The organism is Pseudomonas sp. USHLN015 (assembly GCF_037153275.1).
In the GTDB taxonomy this organism is placed as follows: domain Bacteria; phylum Pseudomonadota; class Gammaproteobacteria; order Pseudomonadales; family Pseudomonadaceae; genus Metapseudomonas; species Metapseudomonas tohonis.
Genome location: NZ_JBBCKP010000010.1, coordinates 159,369 through 177,203 on the forward strand (window position 1 = coordinate 159,369; position 17,835 = coordinate 177,203).

At 68.4% G+C, this 17,835-nt stretch carries 16 protein-coding genes; 2 read left to right on the forward strand and 14 right to left on the reverse strand.

Annotated elements, in window-relative coordinates; genetic code table 11:
• Nucleotides 1-67 precede the first annotated feature (67 nt).
• Nucleotides 68-868: a class I SAM-dependent methyltransferase gene (locus tag WFQ67_RS21075; RefSeq protein ID WP_337058086.1), complete on the forward strand. Its 801-nt coding sequence runs from the start codon at nt 68-70 to the stop codon at nt 866-868.
• Here WFQ67_RS21075 and WFQ67_RS21080 read toward each other — a convergent pair.
• Nucleotides 865-1,014, reverse strand: coding sequence for a hypothetical protein (locus WFQ67_RS21080; protein WP_213628727.1), 150 nt, complete (start codon nt 1,012-1,014; stop codon nt 865-867). The two genes, WFQ67_RS21075 and WFQ67_RS21080, sit on opposite strands and share 4 nt — an antisense overlap.
• An 87-nt stretch (nt 1,015-1,101) precedes the next feature.
• Here WFQ67_RS21080 and WFQ67_RS21085 point away from each other — a divergent pair, with 87 nt between their 5' ends.
• Nucleotides 1,102-1,236 carry a hypothetical protein gene (locus tag WFQ67_RS21085; RefSeq protein ID WP_280527453.1) on the forward strand — a complete coding sequence of 45 codons (135 nt, stop codon included), beginning with the start codon at nt 1,102-1,104 and terminating at the stop codon, nt 1,234-1,236.
• Nucleotides 1,237-1,300: 64 nt separating this feature from the next.
• Here WFQ67_RS21085 and WFQ67_RS21090 read toward each other — a convergent pair whose 3' ends face one another.
• The 13 genes from WFQ67_RS21090 to fadD2 form a co-directional block, all read right to left on the reverse strand.
• Nucleotides 1,301-1,819, reverse strand: coding sequence for a putative adhesin (locus WFQ67_RS21090; RefSeq protein ID WP_111260623.1), 519 nt, complete (start codon nt 1,817-1,819; stop codon nt 1,301-1,303).
• Nucleotides 1,820-2,003: 184 nt separating this feature from the next.
• Entirely contained in the window at nt 2,004-2,303 is a 300-nt protein-coding gene (locus tag WFQ67_RS21095; protein WP_213628726.1) for a HigA family addiction module antitoxin, read from the reverse strand.
• Nucleotides 2,304-2,438: 135 nt separating this feature from the next.
• Nucleotides 2,439-3,479, reverse strand: a complete 1,041-nt coding sequence (locus tag WFQ67_RS21100) for an AAA family ATPase (protein ID WP_337058087.1) — start codon at nt 3,477-3,479, stop codon at nt 2,439-2,441.
• Nucleotide 3,480: 1 nt separating this feature from the next.
• Nucleotides 3,481-4,071: a nicotinamide riboside transporter PnuC gene (gene pnuC, locus WFQ67_RS21105; protein ID WP_107328602.1), complete on the reverse strand. Its 591-nt coding sequence runs from the start codon at nt 4,069-4,071 to the stop codon at nt 3,481-3,483.
• 123 nt (nt 4,072-4,194) lie between these two features.
• Nucleotides 4,195-4,719, reverse strand: a complete 525-nt coding sequence (locus WFQ67_RS21110) for a DUF3087 domain-containing protein (RefSeq protein ID WP_337058156.1) — start codon at nt 4,717-4,719, stop codon at nt 4,195-4,197.
• A gap of 15 nt (nt 4,720-4,734) precedes the next feature.
• Nucleotides 4,735-8,634, reverse strand: a complete 3,900-nt coding sequence (gene hrpA / locus WFQ67_RS21115) for an ATP-dependent RNA helicase HrpA (protein WP_337058088.1) — start codon at nt 8,632-8,634, stop codon at nt 4,735-4,737.
• A 108-nt stretch (nt 8,635-8,742) separates the two neighbouring features.
• Nucleotides 8,743-9,570 (reverse strand): SGNH/GDSL hydrolase family protein, encoded by an 828-nt coding sequence (locus tag WFQ67_RS21120; protein ID WP_337058089.1) that lies wholly within the window; start codon nt 9,568-9,570, stop codon nt 8,743-8,745.
• Between the two features lie 372 nt (nt 9,571-9,942).
• Complete coding sequence (locus WFQ67_RS21125; RefSeq protein ID WP_213628722.1) at nt 9,943-10,110, reverse strand: hypothetical protein; 168 nt, start codon at nt 10,108-10,110, stop codon at nt 9,943-9,945.
• 1 nt (nt 10,111) lies between these two features.
• Nucleotides 10,112-11,173 (reverse strand): HlyD family secretion protein, encoded by a 1,062-nt coding sequence (locus WFQ67_RS21130; RefSeq protein ID WP_337058090.1) that lies wholly within the window; start codon nt 11,171-11,173, stop codon nt 10,112-10,114.
• A gap of 13 nt (nt 11,174-11,186) precedes the next feature.
• On the reverse strand, nt 11,187-12,719 hold the full coding sequence (locus tag WFQ67_RS21135) for an MFS transporter (protein ID WP_337058091.1): 1,533 nt from the start codon (nt 12,717-12,719) through the stop codon (nt 11,187-11,189).
• Between the two features lie 221 nt (nt 12,720-12,940).
• Nucleotides 12,941-13,846, reverse strand: a complete 906-nt coding sequence (locus WFQ67_RS21140) for a LysR family transcriptional regulator (RefSeq protein WP_285962332.1) — start codon at nt 13,844-13,846, stop codon at nt 12,941-12,943.
• A 225-nt stretch (nt 13,847-14,071) separates the two neighbouring features.
• Nucleotides 14,072-15,757, reverse strand: coding sequence for a long-chain-fatty-acid--CoA ligase FadD1 (gene fadD1, locus WFQ67_RS21145; protein ID WP_337058092.1), 1,686 nt, complete (start codon nt 15,755-15,757; stop codon nt 14,072-14,074).
• 285 nt (nt 15,758-16,042) lie between these two features.
• Nucleotides 16,043-17,731 carry a long-chain-fatty-acid--CoA ligase FadD2 gene (gene fadD2, locus WFQ67_RS21150; protein WP_213628718.1) on the reverse strand — a complete coding sequence of 563 codons (1,689 nt, stop codon included), beginning with the start codon at nt 17,729-17,731 and terminating at the stop codon, nt 16,043-16,045.
• Between the last annotated feature and the right edge of the window lie 104 nt (nt 17,732-17,835).

A 17,835-nucleotide genomic window follows, 5' to 3' on the forward strand; every position in this document is an offset into this window, starting at 1 on the left:
ACTCTTGGGACGTTTTCAGGTATTTCTTCCTACCCAAGCCTCGGACCACCCCCGCAAGGAACGCCACATGCCCCGCCACAAGCCCGCACTGGACATCCTCCAGCACAACAGCGCCGCCTGGAACCGCCAGGCCCGGCAACACTGCGAATGGTCGCGCCCCGTGGACGCCGCCACCATCGCCGCCGCCCGCGCGGGCGACTGGCAGGTGCGCCTCACGCCCGGCCCGCTGCCCGCCGGCTGGCTCCCCCAGGTGCGCGGGCTGCGCATCCTCTGCCTGGCTTCCGGTGGCGGCCAGCAGGCCCCGGTACTGGCCGCCGCCGGTGCCGAGGTGCTGGTGCTGGATGCCTCCGCCGAGCAGCTCGCCCGCGACCGCGAGGTGGCCGGGCGAGACGGCCTGCAGCTGGAAACCCTGCAAGGCGACATGCGCGACCTCTCGGCCCTGGCCGACGCGCGTTTCGACTGCGTGTTCCACCCCATCTCCAACCTCTACGTGCCGGATATCCGCCCCGTCTGGCGCGAGTGCTTCCGCGTCCTGCGCCCCGGCGGCCGGTTGCTGTCGAGCTTCTACAACCCGGTGGTGTTCGTCGCCGACCGCGATCCGCACCATGCCGAGCAGGGCCTGATCAAGCCGCGCTTCACCCTGCCCTATTCCGACCTCGACGACCTGGGTCCAGAGGAGCTGGCGGCTAAGCGCGAACGCGGCGAGGCCCTGGTGTTCGGCCACAGCCTGGCGCAGCAGATCGGCGGGCAGCTGGAAGCCGGCTTCGTGCTGCGCGGCTTCCACGAAGACGCCCAGCCGAACCCGCGCTTCGTGATCGACAGGTACCTGCCGACCTTCCTCGCCACCTGGGCGGAGAAGCCTCTCTAGGGAAGGCGCATCCGCTCGGCCAGAAAGTCCAGCAACACCCGCACCCGTGTCGGCAGGTGCCCGCCCTGGCCGCCGCAGATCGCCACGTCGGCGCGGGTCTCCAGCAGGTCCACCACCGCGTCGGTGAGGCTGATGTCGAGGGTCACCTCCGGTTACAGGGCGAGGAACTCCGGCAGCACCGGGATCAGGTACTGCCGGCCGATGGGCACGTTGCAGCTGATGCGCACCCGCCCATGGGGCCGCGCACTGGCCCCGGCCTCACCGCCCTGCCCTGGGCCGCCGCCAGCCTGCCGATCCTCGCCCTTGCGGTCGCCTTCTTCGCCCTGCGCCTGGAAAAACGCCGCGACGCCCGCCTGGCAATGGCCTGAGCCAGCCCAACGAAAAAGGCCGCCGCCGGATCACTCCAGCGGCGGCCTTTCTCTGTGGAGCCCGTCAGTTTCTGACCAGCTCCCCGCCCTCCATAATGACGTCGCTCAGATTGATCACTTCGCGACATGCCGCCCAATGGCAGTTCCTGCCGCTGAATTCATACAGGAGGTCCTCCAGGAACACGCCCTTGGTCGAACCGATGCCGCTCTGCTGCACCGTCACCAACCTTGACAGGGAGCGGGCCTCACCTAGCTGCAGACTCTGTGGCGACATCAGCACGTAGTTCTTGATCTGATCACCGGCTTCATAGGTGACGGGCAGACGATCATTGCTAGCACGCATCGTCTTGCACATCTCCGACAGCCCATTGGTCACGTCGATGAGCTTGCCGATGTCATTGTCCAGCGTGCTCAGGCTGGAAAATTGGCCGCTCTGGTCAGGGCACCAGAAGGTGATAGTGGTGTTCGACGGCACCGTGATCATCCTCGGGCGATTACGGTAGACCCGGCAGAACCCGCCATGCCCGGCGAACACCATGATGTTGCACATGAACACGTCGTCATGAATCTCGGCCAGTTTCATGGGTCACTCCATTGACGGTCGCCGAAGGAAAGACGGCAGGGACAGCGGATTGAACATAGCAGCGCGGATTTCGGGGCGCCAAAGCCATCCGTCCCTTGCTCGCCAGCATTCACTCCACCTGGGAGCGGAAAGGCACCCTGTCGAATCGGTGACGGTTTTCCCTGTAGACAAACCCACCCACGAGTCAGGCGACGCGAGGGGACACATCGGCCTCGATTTCCGCACCGTGGTCCAGCTCGGCGACCCGCAAGTCATAGGCAGCCTGCAGGTTGAGCCAGGACTGCGCCTCGCCACCGAAGTAGCGGGCCAGCCGCAGCGCGGTATCGGCGGAAATGGCGCGACGCTCCTTGACGAGCTCGTGCAGGCGGGTGGCCGGAACGCGCAAGGCACCGGCCAGCGCGTTGACGCTCATGTCCAGCGGCACGAGGAATTCCTCACGGAGGATTTCACCGGGATGGATGGGACGCATGCCGTTCTTGATCATTGGCAGTCACCGTAGGTTGGGTAGAGGGACGAAACCCAACGATACAGGGCTCGGCTCCGCGCCGTAGGCCATCGGAGTGGCATCAATCGCGGATGAATCCGCTCCCACAGGAGCAGCCGCCCCGTAGCCCGGGCTTCAGCCAGGGGAGCCACCGTGCAGGGCATCCAGCACCTGCTCCACCCGCGCCTCCAGCGGGCCGGTGAGTACCTGGAAGGGCCAGCCGCGGCGTTGCAGTTCGGCGCGGTACCAGGCCTGCTGGCGACGGCGGAAGCTGTCGTCCTGGCGGGTACCGTCCTGCGCGAAGGGGAAGTCGTCGGCGCAGAGGAAGGTGTGCGCATAGGGGCGTTCGGCCAGGGTGGCCAGCTCGGCCTCGGCGCGGCCGAACATCGCCTGGCTGTAGAACAGCGTGGTCAGCGCCGAGGTGTCGCAGACCAGGTATCGCCCGGCCGTGAGTGCCGCCTGGTCTTCCCGCGCCACCTGGGTTCGGCCGATGTGCAGCAGGTCGTCGTACTCCAGCTGGCCGTCCTTCGCCACCCAGTGCTCGCGGCCGAATTCGGCCACGCAAGGCGCGTCGAGCGCGGCGGCCAGGGCGATGGCGAGGCTGCTCTTGCCGGTGGATTCGCCGCCGAGCAGGACGATCCGTTCGACGAAGTCGGCGTGCACCTCGGGGGCGAGGAAGTCCCGCAACCCGTGCGGGTCGGCGCGCAGGCGGGTGCCGGAGACGGGCACGGCGAGGCGCTGCGGGTCGACGCAGACGTGCCGCACCGGGTGCCCGAAGACACCCGCCAGGTGCGCGGCGAACCCCTCGCCATAGCCCTCGCTGGTGAACACCGCGTCCACCGTGGTGCCGAACACCGCCTGGCAGAACTCGGCGACGAACTGGCGCGGCTCGAACTCGGGGGCGTCGTTGTGGGGCAGGTCGGGCAGGTGCTTGCCCTGCTCCCGCCAGGCCTGGATGCGGGCCGGGGTGACCACCTCGGCCTGCAACTCCGGGAAGCGCAGGCGCAGCCAGCGCTCGCGGCGCCCGGCCTCGCAACCCGGCAGTTCGGGGAGGGACCAGCAGAGCAGCAACAGCCGCTCGCATTGCCCCTGGGCCGCGCGGATCAGCCGCTCATGGCCCAGGTGCAGCGGCGAGAACTTGCCCACCACCAGGCCGGTGCGGAAGGCCGCGCTCATCTCAGGCCGGCTCCTGTCCGGCCACCGGCGCGGCGGCCTCGCGCAGCTCACGGCGCCAGCGGTACAGGCCGTACCAGGCGTTGCACCAGAACAGCGTGTAGAGCCCGGCGGTGAGGTACAGCTCGCGGGAGGCGTAGAGCGGCACCGCCAGGGTGTTCACCAGCAGCCAGGCGTACCAGTTCTCCAGGCGCCGGCGCATCAGCAGCAGTTGCGCCAGCACGCTGAAGGTCAGCACCAGGGAGTCCACCAGCGGTGCGTAGGCGTCGGTGAAGTGGTGCAGCAGCGCCCCGTAGGCCAGCGCCACAACCACCGCCAGGGCCGCCATCCACGCCAGCGTGCCTGGCGCGGTGCGGCTCACTGGTAGCTGGGTGCCGGCGTTGCCACGCAACCAGGCCCACCAGCCCAGGGCGCTGGTGACGATGAAGAAGCCCTGCAGGGTGACGTCGGCATACAGCTGGGACTCGAAGAACAACCAGCCGAACAGCACGCAGCCGAGGATGCCGCTGGACCAGGTGTGCACGCTGTTGCGCGCCGCCAGCAGCACGGCGATCAGGTTCACCAGGTCGGCGACGAGTTCGAGGGTGGAAGGCATGGGGTCGTCCCTGTGGGGTGATGCTGTTCAAGTGGCTCCCAGCGTTCGCGAGGATGACGACGAACGCGGCAGGTCTTCCGTGACCGTCATTCCCGCGAACGCGGGAACCCGGCAGACGGCGGTTCAGCCGAAGCGCTTGACCGCGTCCAGCCAGTCGCGCTCCAGGCGCCCCTGCTCCGGGTCGAGCCCCAGGGCCAGCATGGCCTCGCGGTGCGCATCGATCTCGCGGACCATCTGGCTGAGGTCGGAGGTGTTGCCGTCCAGCTGGTGCATCTGGGTCACGCCCTGGTGGTAGAAGCGCAGCAGCTTCATCGCCGCCGGGTCGTTCACGGCAACGCCGGCCTTGACCCGGTGCATCAGGTTGGTGACGCGCATCAGGCTGCGCTTGAGCCCCCAGCCATAGACCGCCGGCGCCATGAACGGGCGCGGCCAGAACTGCAGGCGCACCAGGGCCACGGTCACCGCCAGTCCGGCCAGCACGCCGGCCAGGTTCCAGCGGAAGTTGTCGCCACCGGGGGTGCCGAACAGCTGCACGCTGGCGGTGGCGAACAGCATGGCCAGGGCGATGAAGAGCACGGCGATGCCGATGGCGATGCGCCGGGTCTTCTCGCGGTACAGCTCGGGGCTCATGGGGCGGATTTCGAACAGCACATCACTCACGGATCAACCCTCCACCTGGGTCCACTGCTTGTTGAGACGCTTGTCGGAGACCGGCATCTTCGTCCCCAGCTGCTGGGCGAAGAGGGACACGCGGTACTCCTCCAGCATCCAGCGGTACAGCACCAGCTCGGGGTCGCGCTTGCCTTCCTGGGCATGCTTGGCCAGGCGCGCTTGGTACTGCTCCCAGTAGCCGGCCAGCTCGCCGGACCAGACGCGGTCACGCTGCAGCTGGGCGCCGATCTTGTCGAAGCGCTGCTCGATGGCCTTGAGGTAGCGCGGCACTTCCTTCAGCCACTCGGCCGGGGTCTCGCGGACGAAACCGGGGTACACGAGGTTGCCCAGCTGCGCCTTGATGTCGTTGAGCGCCACCGCCTGGGCCAAGTCGATGCGGCCCTTGAAGCGCTTCTGCAGGCCATGCCAGAGCTTGAGGATGTCCAGGGTCAGGCGGGCCAGGCGTTCGGCGTGCTCGGCCCAGGCACCGCGCTTCTTCTCCGCCAACGAGGCCAGGGCGGCGCCATCGCGGGGCAGGCTGGCTTCGCCGTCGAGGATGCAGCTGTCGAGGCTGGCCAGGAGGATGTCCTCCACCAGCGCGTCGACCCGGCCCATGTCGCGGTACAGCAGGCCCAGCTCGGTCAGGCCCGGCAGCTTGCCGCGCAGGTACTTGGCCGGCTCGGCCAGCTGTTGCAGCAGCAGGCGCTGCAGGGCGCGGCGGTGCTGCCAGTCGGCCTCAGCCTGGGTGGGGAAGCGGCTTTCCTTGACGCTGCCGCCCTCCTCCACCAGCGCCGGGTAGACGGTCATGGACAGGCCGGCGACCTTCTGCTGAGTCTTCTCCGCCACCTGGGCGAAGCCCTTGGCTTCCACCGGGCGCTGCTCGCCCTGCTTCTGCGGGATGGCCAGGGCGGCCTGGCTGGCCTCGGCGAAGCGCGCGGTCAGCTCGGCCAGGTCGCGGCCTTCGCCGAGGAACTTGCCGCGCGCGTCTACCACCTCGATGTTCATCTTCAGGTGGTGCTCCAGCAGGCCGGCGGCTTCCGCCCAGGCCTCCTCGGGCACGCGGGCGCCGGTCATGCGCTGCAGTTCGCGGCCCAGCGCCTCGGGCAGCGAGCCCTGGGCGAAGGCCAGCTTGGCCAGCGCGGCCTTCACGAAATCCGGCACCGGCACGAAGTTCTTGCGGATGGCCTTGGGCAGGTTGCGCACCAGAGCCACGCATTTGGCTTCCAGCAGGCCGGGCACCAGCCAGTCGAGGCGCTCGGCGGGCAGCTGCGGCAACAGGGGTGCAGGCACCCGCAGGGTCACGCCGTCACGCGGGTGGCCGGGTTCGAAGTGGTAGTCCAGCGGCAGTTGCAGCTCGCCGATGCGCAGGGTGTCCGGGTACTGCGCGGCGGTGACTTCGCTGGCTTCGCGGGCCAGCACGTCCTCCTCGCGCATGATCAGCAGCTCGGGGTCCTTCGCCCGCTCGCGCTCGTACCACTTCTCGAAGCTGGCGGTCTGGTAGATGTCCTCGGGCAGGCGCGCGGCGTAGTAGCCGAAGAGGGTTTCCTCGTCGGCGAGGATGTCGCGGCGGCGGGCCTTGGCCTCCAGCTCGTCGAGCCGTTCCAGCAACTGGCGGTTGGCGGCCAGGCACTTGGCGCGGCTGTGGATCTCGCCCCGCACCAGGCCCTCGCGGATGAACAGTTCGCGCGCCACCGGCGGGTCGATGGGGCCGTAGTGCACCGGGCGACGGCCGACCACGATCAGCCCGTAGAGGGTGACCTGCTCGTAGGCCACGACCTGGCCACGGCGCTTCTCCCAGTGCGGCTCCAGGTGGTTCTTCTTCACCAGGTGGCCGGCCAGGGGTTCCAGCCAGTCGGGGTCGATCTTGGCGACCATGCGTGCGAACAGCTTGGTGGTCTCCACCAGCTCGGCGGCCATGATCCACTGCGGGCGCTTCTTGGCGATCACGGTGGAGGGGTGGATCCAGAAACGCCGCTGGCGGGCGCCGAGGTAGTCGCCGTCCTCGCTCTTCTGGCCGATCTGGCTGAGCAGGCCGGAGAGCAGCGCCTTGTGCACGCGCGGGTAGTCCGCCGGCTCCTTGTTGAGGGTCAGCTTGAGTTCGCGGCAGATCAGCGTCAGCTGGCGGTGGGCATCGCGCCACTCGCGCAGGCGCATGTAGTTGAGGAAGTTCTTGCGGCACCAGGTGCGCAGCGCGTTGGAGCCCAGTGCCTGGCGCTGCTCCTCGAAGCCGCGCCAGAGGTTGACCAGCGCGGCGAAGTCGGAATCGGCGTCCTTCCACTGCGCGTGGGCCTGGTCGGCGGCCTGCTGGCGATCCATCGGCCGTTCGCGCGGGTCCTGCACCGAGAGCGCGCTGGTGATCAGCAGCACCTCGTCGAGGCTGCCCTGGCTGGCGCCTTCCAGCAGCATGCGGCCCAGGCGCGGGTCCACCGGCAGGCGCGCCAGCTGGCGGCCCAGGGGGGTGAGCTGGCCCTCGCGGTTCACCGCCGAGAGTTCCTGCAGCAGGGTGAAGCCGTCGCTCACCGCCTTGCCGTCCGGCGGTTCGATGAAGGGGAAGTCGGCGATGTCGCCCAGGCGCAGGTGGAGCATCTGCAGGATCACCGCCGCCAGGTTGGTGCGCAGGATCTCCGGGTCGGTGAATTCCGGGCGGCCGAGGAAGTCCTCCTCGCTGTACAGGCGCACGCAGATGCCCGGCTCGACCCGGCCGCAACGGCCCTTGCGCTGGTTGGCGCTGGCCTGGGACACGGCCTCGATGGGCAGGCGCTGGACCTTGGCGCGGTAGCTGTAGCGGCTGATGCGCGCGGTGCCGCTGTCGATCACGTAGCGGATGCCGGGCACCGTCAGCGAGGTTTCGGCGACGTTGGTGGCGAGCACGATCTTGCGGCCCGGCATGGGCGCGAAGATCTTCTGCTGCTCGGCCGGGGTCAGCCGTGCATAGAGCGGCAGCACCTCGGTGTGGCGCAGGTTGGCCTTGCGCAGCACTTCGGCGGCGTCGCGGATCTCGCGCTCGCCGGGGAGGAACACCAGCACGTCGCCCGGGCGCTTGCCTTCGGCGCGCTCGTGGTCGGCGATCTCGTCCAGGGCGCGGAGGATGCCCTGGTCCACCGACAGGTCGTCGAACAGCGGCTCGCCGTTCTCGTCCACCTCGGCGGCCAGGGGCCGGTACCAGGTCTCCACCGGGTAGGTGCGGCCGGAGACTTCGACGATGGGCGCATCGCCGAAGTGCTTGGAGAAGCGCTCCAGGTCGATGGTCGCCGAGGTGATGATCAGCTTCAGGTCCGGGCGGCGCGGCAGCAGGGTCTTCAGGTAGCCCAGGAGGAAGTCGATGTTCAGGCTGCGCTCGTGGGCCTCGTCGACGATGATCGTGTCGTAGCGCTCAAGCAGGCGGTCGTGCTGGGTCTCGGCCAGGAGGATGCCGTCGGTCATCAGCTTGATCAGGCTGCGCTCGTTGGACTGGTCCTCGAAGCGCACCTGGTAGCCCACCAGTTCGCCCAGGGGCGTGCCGATCTCCTCGGCCACGCGGGTCGCCACGCTGCGGGCGGCCAGCCGGCGCGGCTGGGTGTGGCCGATCAGGCCGTGGGTGCCGCGGCCGATCTCCAGGCAGATCTTCGGCAGCTGGGTGGTCTTGCCCGAGCCGGTCTCGCCGGCGATCACCAGCACCTGGTGCTTCTCCAGGGCGACCTTGATCTCGTCACGCTTGGCGGCGATGGGCAGGGCGTCGTCGTAGCGCATGCGCGGCACGCTGGCGCGACGGGCCTCGACCTTGGCGCAGGAAGCCTGGAAGCGTTCCAGCCACTGGGCGAGCTTCGCCTCGTCCGGCTTCTTGTGCAGCTCGTGGAGCTGACGGCGCAGGCGATGGCGGTCGGCGATCAGGGCGTGGTCGAGGTTCTTGTGCAGGGAGGCGATGTCGGTCATCAGGCGCTGGGCAATCGTGGCAAAGGCGCGATTGTCGCAGATTCCGCCCCCGCACCGCACCGGGAAGCGCCCGCGCGCCGATGGCTCGGCGGCGCGGGGTGGAGCGGGTCAGCGGGTGGCGGTGATCGGCAGGGTGCGCAGCTCGGCCGGGACGGTGCGCAGGGCCAGGTCCTGGGCCTGCAGGGAATTCCAGGCGAAGCCCTGCAGGGCGCTGCTGCTGTCGTGGTCCAGGCGCGCGGCCTGCTCGGACGACGGAGCCGGCGGCTGCACGCCGTAGATCAGCGAATAGAACACCGAGGCGGTCAGGTAGCTGCCGCTGTAGCTCGGGTGGCTGCCGTCCTCGATGAACAGGTGCGGTTGCGGGGTGGCCGCCAGAGCCTGCTTCCAGGCCTGCCCGACCGGGGCCAGCAGCGCGTGGGTCTCGTTGGCCAGGCCGGTGTAGACGGCATCGAGCTGCGCCTGCATGGCCGGGTTCGCCTGGCGCGCCCAGGTCAGGTAGAGGATCGGCTGGGCGCCGGCCTTGCGTGCCTCGGCGGCCATCAGGCGCACGTACTTGCGGGTCTTCTCGGGGTTGTCCACCGGCATGGTGCTGAAGTCCTGGATCACCACGTAGTCCCAGTGCTGGCTGGCCAGCACCTGCTGCACCACGCCGCGGTTCCAGTGGGCCTCCAGGCTGGCGCCGCCGAAGGTGACGTCGCGCACGTCCAGCGGGCGCGGCTGGGCGGCATCGAGCGACATCTGCCGGACCATGCGCGGCAGGTCGTTGTAGAAGGTGTAGCTGTTGCCCACGAACAGCACGCTGAGCGGGCGGCCCGTCACGGCCTGCGGCGAGGCGGAACCGATCACCGGTTTCGCGGACGGGTTTTCAGCGGCCACGGTCGGGCCGACGACGACAATTCCCAGCATCCAGGCCAGGAGGATTCGACGCACGTTCATACGCATGGAGGTCCCCCAGGAAGCGCAACGGTGCGGGCCACGGGCCCGCGGACCGGCGCAGGTTATGCGAATCCACCGCTGTCGCAATGCTGGAAACGGGCGCGAGCGACGGGAGGTCATACCGTTCGGTAGAGCTAGCGAAGCGGTGGGTTGAGCGAGTGGAGACATGCTGGATCGTTCCCGGCGTGACGACGCGCAGCTCCTGGCTCCGCTTGGTGGAGGTAGAAAGCGACCTCCACCCCTACGCATCCATCAGCTCCTGTGTGAAGCGTTGTGCCGTTGTGTGGGGGCGACTTCAGTCGCCAAGCGGCGCACAGCGCCGCCGCCCTTTTGTGGGAGCGGATTCATTCGCGATCGCCTTCCCCGGAGCCATCAGGCACCTGGCGCCGCCTCCTCCCCGTCCAGCGCCTGCCAACCGCTAACGAGTGCGCGGTAGAGGGCCACCAGCGCCAGGGCGGCATCGGGCCGGGTGAAGTCCGGGCCGACGCTGCAGGCGCCGAGGCCCATCGCCAGGACCAGCAGAGTCGCGTGTCGACGCATCTCAGTTCACCCCCGCCAGGGCCTCGGGCTCGCCACGGGTGTCCACGTCGGCTTCCACCGACATGCCCACCCGCAGGCGCGCGGCCAGGGGCTGGCCCTCGTCGAGGCGGACCTTCACCGGGATGCGCTGCACCACCTTGGTGAAGTTGCCGGTGGCGTTGTCCGGGGCGATGGCGGCGAAGGTCACGCCGGTGGCCGGGGCGATGCTCTCCACATGGCCTTGCAGCACCTCGCCGGGGAAGCTGTCCACGGTCACCTGCACCGCCTGGCCGGGGCGCATGTGGGTGAGCTGGGTCTCCTGGAAGTTGGCGACCACGTAGGCCCGCGCCAGGGGCACCACCGCCAGCAGGGCCTGGCCGGGGCTGACGAAGGCGCCGACCCGCACCGCGCGGCGGCCGATCGTACCGTCCATGGGGGCGCGCAACTCGGTGTGGGAAAGGTCGAGCTCGGCGCGTTCGAGGCCGGCGCGGGCCTGTTCCAGGGCGGCCTGGGCGGCGTCGCGCTGGGCGGCGAGGATGTCGGTCTGCTTGCGCGTGGCCGAGAGCGCGGCGGTGTGTTCGGCCTGGCGCGCGCGGCTGGTGTCGAAGCGGCTGCGCGCCTGCTGGGCGCTCTGCAGGGTGCCGGCGCCCTGCCCGGCCAGGTGCTGGTAGCGCTCCAGCTCGTGGCGGGCGAACGCCATCTCGGCGCGGTCCGCCTCCACCGTGGCCTCGGCCTGGCGGATCAGCGCGTCCTGGCGCTCCAGAGTGGCGCGGGCGTTGGCCAGCCTGGCCTCGGCGCTGGCCACTGCGGCGCGGGCGCCGGAGCGCGCGGCGCGGTAGTCGCGGTCGTCGATGCGCGCCAGCAACTGGCCGGCCGTCACCGGCTGGTTGTCTTCCACCAGCACCTCGCCGATGAAGCCGGAGACCTTGGGGGCCACCAGGGTGAAGTCGGCCTGGACGAAAGCGTCGTTGGTGCCTTCGCCCCCGCTGCCGGCGGTGAAGTGCCAGGCGCTCCAGGCGATGAGGCCGGCGCCGGCGAGCAAGGCGCCGACGATCAGGGGGGTACGGTTGTGTGTGTCGGTCATGGTGATTCTTCCGTTAGCTCGGGGCACGCGGCGGGTAGATGCGCGTGGGCACGAAGGGGATGGCGATGATCAGCGCGGCCGCCAGGACGGCCAGGCACAGGTAGAGGTCGGCGGAGGCCAGCACCGAGGCCTGCTGGTGGACACGACGGGCCAGTTGCGCGCCCTCCTCCAGCAGCGGGCCGTTGCCCAGGCGGTCCACCAGTTGGGTGGAGTGCAGGTGCAGGCGCAGGGTGCCGAGGGCTTCCAGCACGCCGCCGGCCAGCACCGCGGCGAAACCCTTGATGGTGTTGAACCAGGCCGAGGCGAAAGGGCCGTCCGGCGGCGTGATGCTGCCGGTGGAGAGCATCAGCAGCGGCAGCACCGCCATGGGCTGGCCGAAGATCTGCAACGCCTGCACCAGGTAGAAGTCCTCGCGGGCCCAGGCCGAGGTCATCCCCGAGCCCAGCCAGCAGGCAACGGCGAGCATGGCCAGGCCGCAAGCCAGCACCCAGCGGCAATCCACCCGGCGCAGGTTGCACAGGGCCGCCACCAGGGGCAGCGCCAGCAGTTGCGGCAGGGCGACCACGAGGAACACCGGGGCGCTCTGCAGAGGCCGGTAACCCTGCACCTGGGCCAGGTAGGCGGAGGGCACGCTGATCACCCCCAGCAGCACGAAGAGCACACCGCCCAGCACGAACAGGGCGAAGCTGAGGTTGCGCAGCTTGAGCAACTGGAGCTTGAAGAAGGGCAGCGGGTGCTTCCACTCGTTGAGCAGGAACAGCACCAGCAGCACGGTGCCCCCGCCCAGCAGCAGGCGGATCAGCGGCGACTCGAACCAGTCCAGGCGGTCGCCCTGCACCAGGCCGACCACCAGCATCGACAGCGCGGGGAAGCCCAGCAGCAGGCCCAGCCAGTCGAACTGGCGGAAGCGCTCCAGGCGCAGCGGGTCCTGCGGCAGCCCCCAGGCCACCGCGAGCATGGCCAGCAGGCTCATGGGGACGATCTGCCAGAAGGCCCAGCGCCAGCCGACGAACTCCACCCAGAACGCCGCCAGCGGCGTGCCCAGGCCGGGGCCGAAGGTGGCGATCAGGGCGTAGCCGGCCAGGCCGTAGAGCTTGATGTTGGCGGGCAGGAAGCGCAGCGCCACGGTCATCAGCATCGGCGGCAACGCACCGCCGGCCAGGCCCTGCAGGGCACGCAGGGCCATCAGGCACTGCAGGTTGGGCGCCAGGGGGCCGAGCAGGCCCAGCAGCATGAAGGCGCCGATGGCGGCGAGGGTGAAGCGGCGCAGGGAGAAGGTCACCGAGAACCAGGGGGCGAAGGCCATGGCGCAGACCGAGGGCGCGGCGTAGAGCGCCAGCAGCCAGGTGCCTTCGTCACGGCCGATGCCCATGGCGCCCCGGATATCGGCCAGGGCGATTTTGGTGACGTTCTCGTTGAAGCCGGCCACCAGCACCGCCAGCAACACGCCCACGAGGCCGACGACGATGCGCAGCCCGAAGGGCGTCGGCACCGGAGCGGCCGCGGGCTTGGCGGCGGCCTGGGGCAGGGACAGGGGCACGTTCATCGGAGCGGTGCTCCGAGGGCGCGCGAGTGCATGCAAGACATGGGGCTTTCCGGGTTTCAGGGGTACGCGGAAAGTCTATGGACGGCCATGGCATGCCGAAAATTGCAATATTTCTAATTCATGAGTGCGCACGGCGCACGGATAGATTCAGTGGGTCCCCGCGTTCGGGGATGACGGGGAGAACGGCGTGCGCACGCCAGCGGGGATGGGCGCTCCACTGCTCAACCGGGCAGGCCGTCCTCGCAACAGCGCTTGATCAGCTGGCGCAGCCAGCGGTGCGCCGGATCACTGTCGAAGCGTGGGTGCCAGGACTGGCGCACGCGCACAGTCGCCAGCGGCAGGGGGATCTCGAAGGCGCGCAGGGGCAGGCCAAGCCGTTGGCAGGTGGCGACCACGGGGTCGGGCATCGGCAGGATCAGGTCCGAATCCAGCATCGCCAGCACGGCGGAGAAGAAGCTGGGGGCGATCATCACCACCTTGCGCGACAGGCCGAGTTCCGCCAGCGCCTGGTCGATGGGGCCCTTCGCCAGGCCCCGGCGCGACACGCTGATGTGCTCGCAGGCGGCGAAGCGCTCGACGTCGAGGGGGCCTTCCAGCAGCGGGTGGCCCTCGCGCACCAGGCCGCTGAAACGGCATTCGAACAGGCCCTGGGACTTGATCTCCGGCCCCAGGGTGAGCGAGGCGCCCACCATCAGGTCGATGCGCCCGGCACGCAGGGCGTCGTCGTCGCCGTCGATCTCCGGGACGAAGCGCAGCACCGTGCCTGGTGCCTCGCGGTGGGCGCGCTCGAACAGGCGACCGCCGTAGCAGACCATGAAGATGTCGTTGGTGCGGATGTTGAAGGTGCGCTCCAGGTTGGCGAGGTCCACCCGGTCGGCATGGAACAGGCCGCTGGCGCGCTCCACCAGGTCGCGCACCTGCTCGCGCAGCTCCAGGGCCCGGGGCGTTGGCACCAAGCCGCGACCGGCGCGCACCAGGATCGGGTCGCCCACCGCCTCGCGGATGCGGGCCAGCGTCCGGCTCATGGCCGGGGCGCTCAGGTGCATGCGCCGAGCCGCCCCGGCGACGCTGCCTTCGTCGAGCAGCACGTCCAGGGCGACCAGCAGGTTGAGATCGGGCAAGGGCATGTGCCGGCTCCAGGGCGGTCGCGAAGAGTCGGCACTCTAGCGGGCGGGAAATGGGGCGTCGAGGCGTTGCAGGCGGGATCGGACTTGTAGCCCCGCGCCAACTTGCGGAGCAGTCAGCGACTAAGCGGTGACGGGTTTCGCGGAGCTCTACCCATCCTACGGAGGCCAAGGCGGCGGAGAAAAGAAAAAGCCCCGCGGGTGCGGGGCTCGTTCATGCACAACGGATCAGCCCTTGAGCTTCTTCAGTTCCTGGTCACGCAGTTCACGGCGCAGGATCTTGCCGACGTTGGTGGTCGGCAGGCTGTCGCGGAACTCGACGGCCTTGGGCATCTTGTAGCCGGTGACGTTGGCGCGCATGTGCTGCATCACCTCGTCCTTGGTCAGGCTGGCACCCGGCTTGACCACCACGAAGACCTTGATCGCCTCGCCGGACTTCTCGTCCGGGATGCCGATGGCGGCACATTGCAGCACGCCCGGCAGGGTGGCGAGCACGTCTTCCAGCTCGTTCGGGTACACGTTGAAACCGGAGACCAGGATCATGTCCTTCTTGCGGTCGACGATGCGCATGTAGCCGTCTTCCTGGATCAGGCCGATGTCGCCGGTCTTCAGCCAGCCGTCCGCCGAGAGGATCTCGTCGGTGGCGTCCTGGCGCTGCCAGTAGCCCTTCATCACCTGCGGGCCCTTGACGCACAGCTCGCCGATGGCGCCGATGGCGAGGTCGTTGCCCTCGTCGTCGACCACCTTGCACAGGGTCGAGGGGACCGGGATGCCGATGGTGCCGATATGGATGCTCTGGAACGGGTTCACCGACACCACCGGGCTGGTCTCGGTCATGCCGAAGCCTTCGCAGATGGCGCAGCCGGTGACGTCCTTCCAGCGCTCGGCCGCGGCCAGCTGCAGGGCCATGCCGCCGGACAGGGTCAGCTTGAGGGCGGAGAAGTCGAGCTTGCGGAAGTCCTCGTTGTTGCACAGGGCGACGAACAGGGTGTTGAGCCCCACGAAGCCGGTGAACTTCCAGTTGGACAGCTCCTTGACCATGGTCGGCAGGTCGCGGGGGTTGCTGATCAGCACGTTGTGGTTGCCGGTCAGCATCATGGACATGCAATGGAAGGTGAAGGCGTAGATGTGGTACAGCGGCAGCGGCGTGATCAGCACCTCGCAACCTTCATTGAGGTTGGCGCCCATCAGCGCCTTGCACTGCAGCATGTTGGCGATCAGGTTGCGGTGGGTCAGCATCGCGCCCTTGGCCACGCCCGTGGTGCCGCCGGTGTACTGCAGCACGGCGATGTCGCTGGCAGCCGGGGACGCGTCCTTGACCGGCTTGCCACGGCCCTTGGCCAGGGCATCGTTGAGCTTCACCGCCTGGGGCAGGTGATAGGCCGGGACCATCTTCTTCACGTACTTGACGACGCTGTTGACCAAGAGGCGCTTGAGCGCCGGCAGCATGTCGCCGACTTCGGTGACCACGACGTGCTTGATGCCGGTGCGCGGCAGGACGTCCTGGGCCAGGTGGGCCATGTTGGCCAGGCAGACCAGGGCCTTGGCGCCGGCGTCGTTGAACTGGTGCTCCATCTCCCGCGCGGTGTACAGCGGGTTGGTGTTGACCACGGTGAGGCCGGCGCGCAGGGCACCGAAGACCACGATGGGGTACTGCAGCACGTTCGGCAGCTGCACGGCGATGCGATCGCCGGGTTGCAGGTCGGTGTTCTGTTGCAGGTAGGCCGCGAAGGCGCCGGACAGCTCGTAGAGCTCACCGTAGGTGATGGTCTTGCCCAGGTTGCTGAAAGCGGGCTTGTCGGCAAAGCGTTGGCAGGACTCTTTCAATACCGCCTGGATATTGGGGTACGCGTCGGCATTGATTTCCGCAGGAATGCCTGCTGGATACTTGTCCTTCCAGAAATTTTCGGTCATGGAAGCCCACTCCTAAGCAACAGCTGATCTTCACTGCACGAGGCAGTTGTTTGTTGTGTTCTGTGCGGTCGTTTCGGCCCTTTCCAGGGCAAAAAAACGCGCCGAGAGTAGCAGCTTTGCAAATGGGCGACCAGAGCCAAACAAGGCCCAACGAGTCATTAAAATGACCGAATGCAATGATTTCGGTCATCTTTAGAGTAACGTCTCTAATCGGCGTGCAGAAGGCGTCGCAGAGGGATCGCCGTGCATCCGCCGGCCCTCGCGGGCCGGGGATGGGGGGAAGGGTCAGGCGATGTCGCGCAGCTCGCGACGGAGGATCTTGCCGACCGGCGTCATCGGCAGGGCGTCCTTGAGGACGATGTGCTTGGGCACCTTGTAGCCGGTGAAGTTGGCCTTGCAGTAGGCCTTCAGCTCGTCGACGCTGAGGCCGCCCTCGCGGGCCACGACGAACAGCTTCACCGCCTCGCCGGACTTGTCGTCGGGCACGCCGATGGCCGCGCAGCTGGCCACCTTCGGGTGGGCCATGACCACGTCCTCGATCTCGTTGGGGTAGACGTTGAAGCCGGAGACGATGATCAGGTCCTTCTTGCGGTCGACGATGCGCACGTAGCCGTCCGGGTCGATCACGGCGATGTCGCCGGTCTTCAGCCAGCCTTCGGCGTCGAGCACCTCGGCGGTGGCCTCCTCGCGCTGCCAGTAGCCCTTCATCACCTGCGGGCCCTTGATGCACAGCTCGCCGCGCTCGCCCAGGGGCAGCTCGGCGCCTTCGTCATCGATCACCTTGAAGGCGGTACCCGGCACCGGGATGCCCACGGTGCCCAGGCGCGCCAGGCTGCCGTAGGGGTTGGTGCTGGCCACGGGCGAGGTTTCGGTGAGGCCGTAGCCCTCGACCACGGAGCAGCCGGTCATGGACTGCCAGCGCTCGGCGGTGGCCTTGACCAGCGCGGTGCCGCCGGAGTTGGTGACCTTGAGGTTGGAGAAGTCCAGGTCCTTGAACTCGGGGTGGTCCATCAGCGCGACGAACAGGGTGTTGAGGCCCAGCAGCGCGGAGAAGCGCCACTTCTTCAGCTCCTTGACGAAGCCTGGGATGTCGCGCGGGTTGGTGATCAGCACGTTGTGGTTGCCGTTGACCATCATGCACATGCAGTTCGCGGTGAAGGCATAGATGTGGTAGAGCGGCAGCGGCGCGATCATGATCTCCTGGCCCTGCTTCATCAGCGGCTGGCCGTCCGGGCCCAGCTGCGAGAGGCAGGCGTCCACCTGCTGCATGTTGGCCACCAGGTTGCCGTGGGTGAGCATCGCGCCCTTGGCCACGCCCGTGGTGCCGCCGGTGTACTGCAGCACGGCGATGTCCTCCAGGCCCACCTTCACCGGTTTCAGCGCGTGGCCCTGGCCCTGCTTCAGCGCGGCCTTGAAGGACACGGCCTGGGGCAGGTGGTAGTCCGGCACCATCTTCTTGACCTTCTTCACCACGGTGTTGACCAGCCAGCCCTTGAGGGCCGGCAGCATGTCGCCCATGCGTGCTTCGATCAGGTAGTCGATCTCGGTATCGGGCAGCACTTCCTGCACCAGCTTGCCGAACAGGTTGACGTAGACCAGCGCGCGCACGCCGGCGTCCTTGAACTGGTGGCGCATCTCGCGGGCGGTGTACAGCGGGTTGGTGTTGACCACGATGAGGCCGGCGCGCAGGGCGCCGAACACGGCGATCGGGTACTGCAGCACGTTGGGCATCTGCACCGCGATGCGGTCGCCCGGCTTGAGGTCGGTGTGCTTCTGCAGGTAGGCGGCGAAGGCGCCGGAGAGGCGGTCGAGCTCGGCGTAGGTCAGGGTGACGCCGAGGTTGCTGAAGGCCGGTCGGTCGGCGAATTTCTTGCAGGAACGTTCGAAGACCTCGATCACCGAGCGATAGGCGGTCAGGTCGATCTGGTCGGGGACGCCAGCAGGGCGTTTGTCGCTCCAGAAATCAGGTTGCATTGTTCTTATCCTCTTTGCCCTGAATGTGTCTGGCCCGCGAGCGGGACTGCCCGGAAATTAGCAGGTCCGCACCCGTACGCAAATACTCGCGAACGCGTCATAGA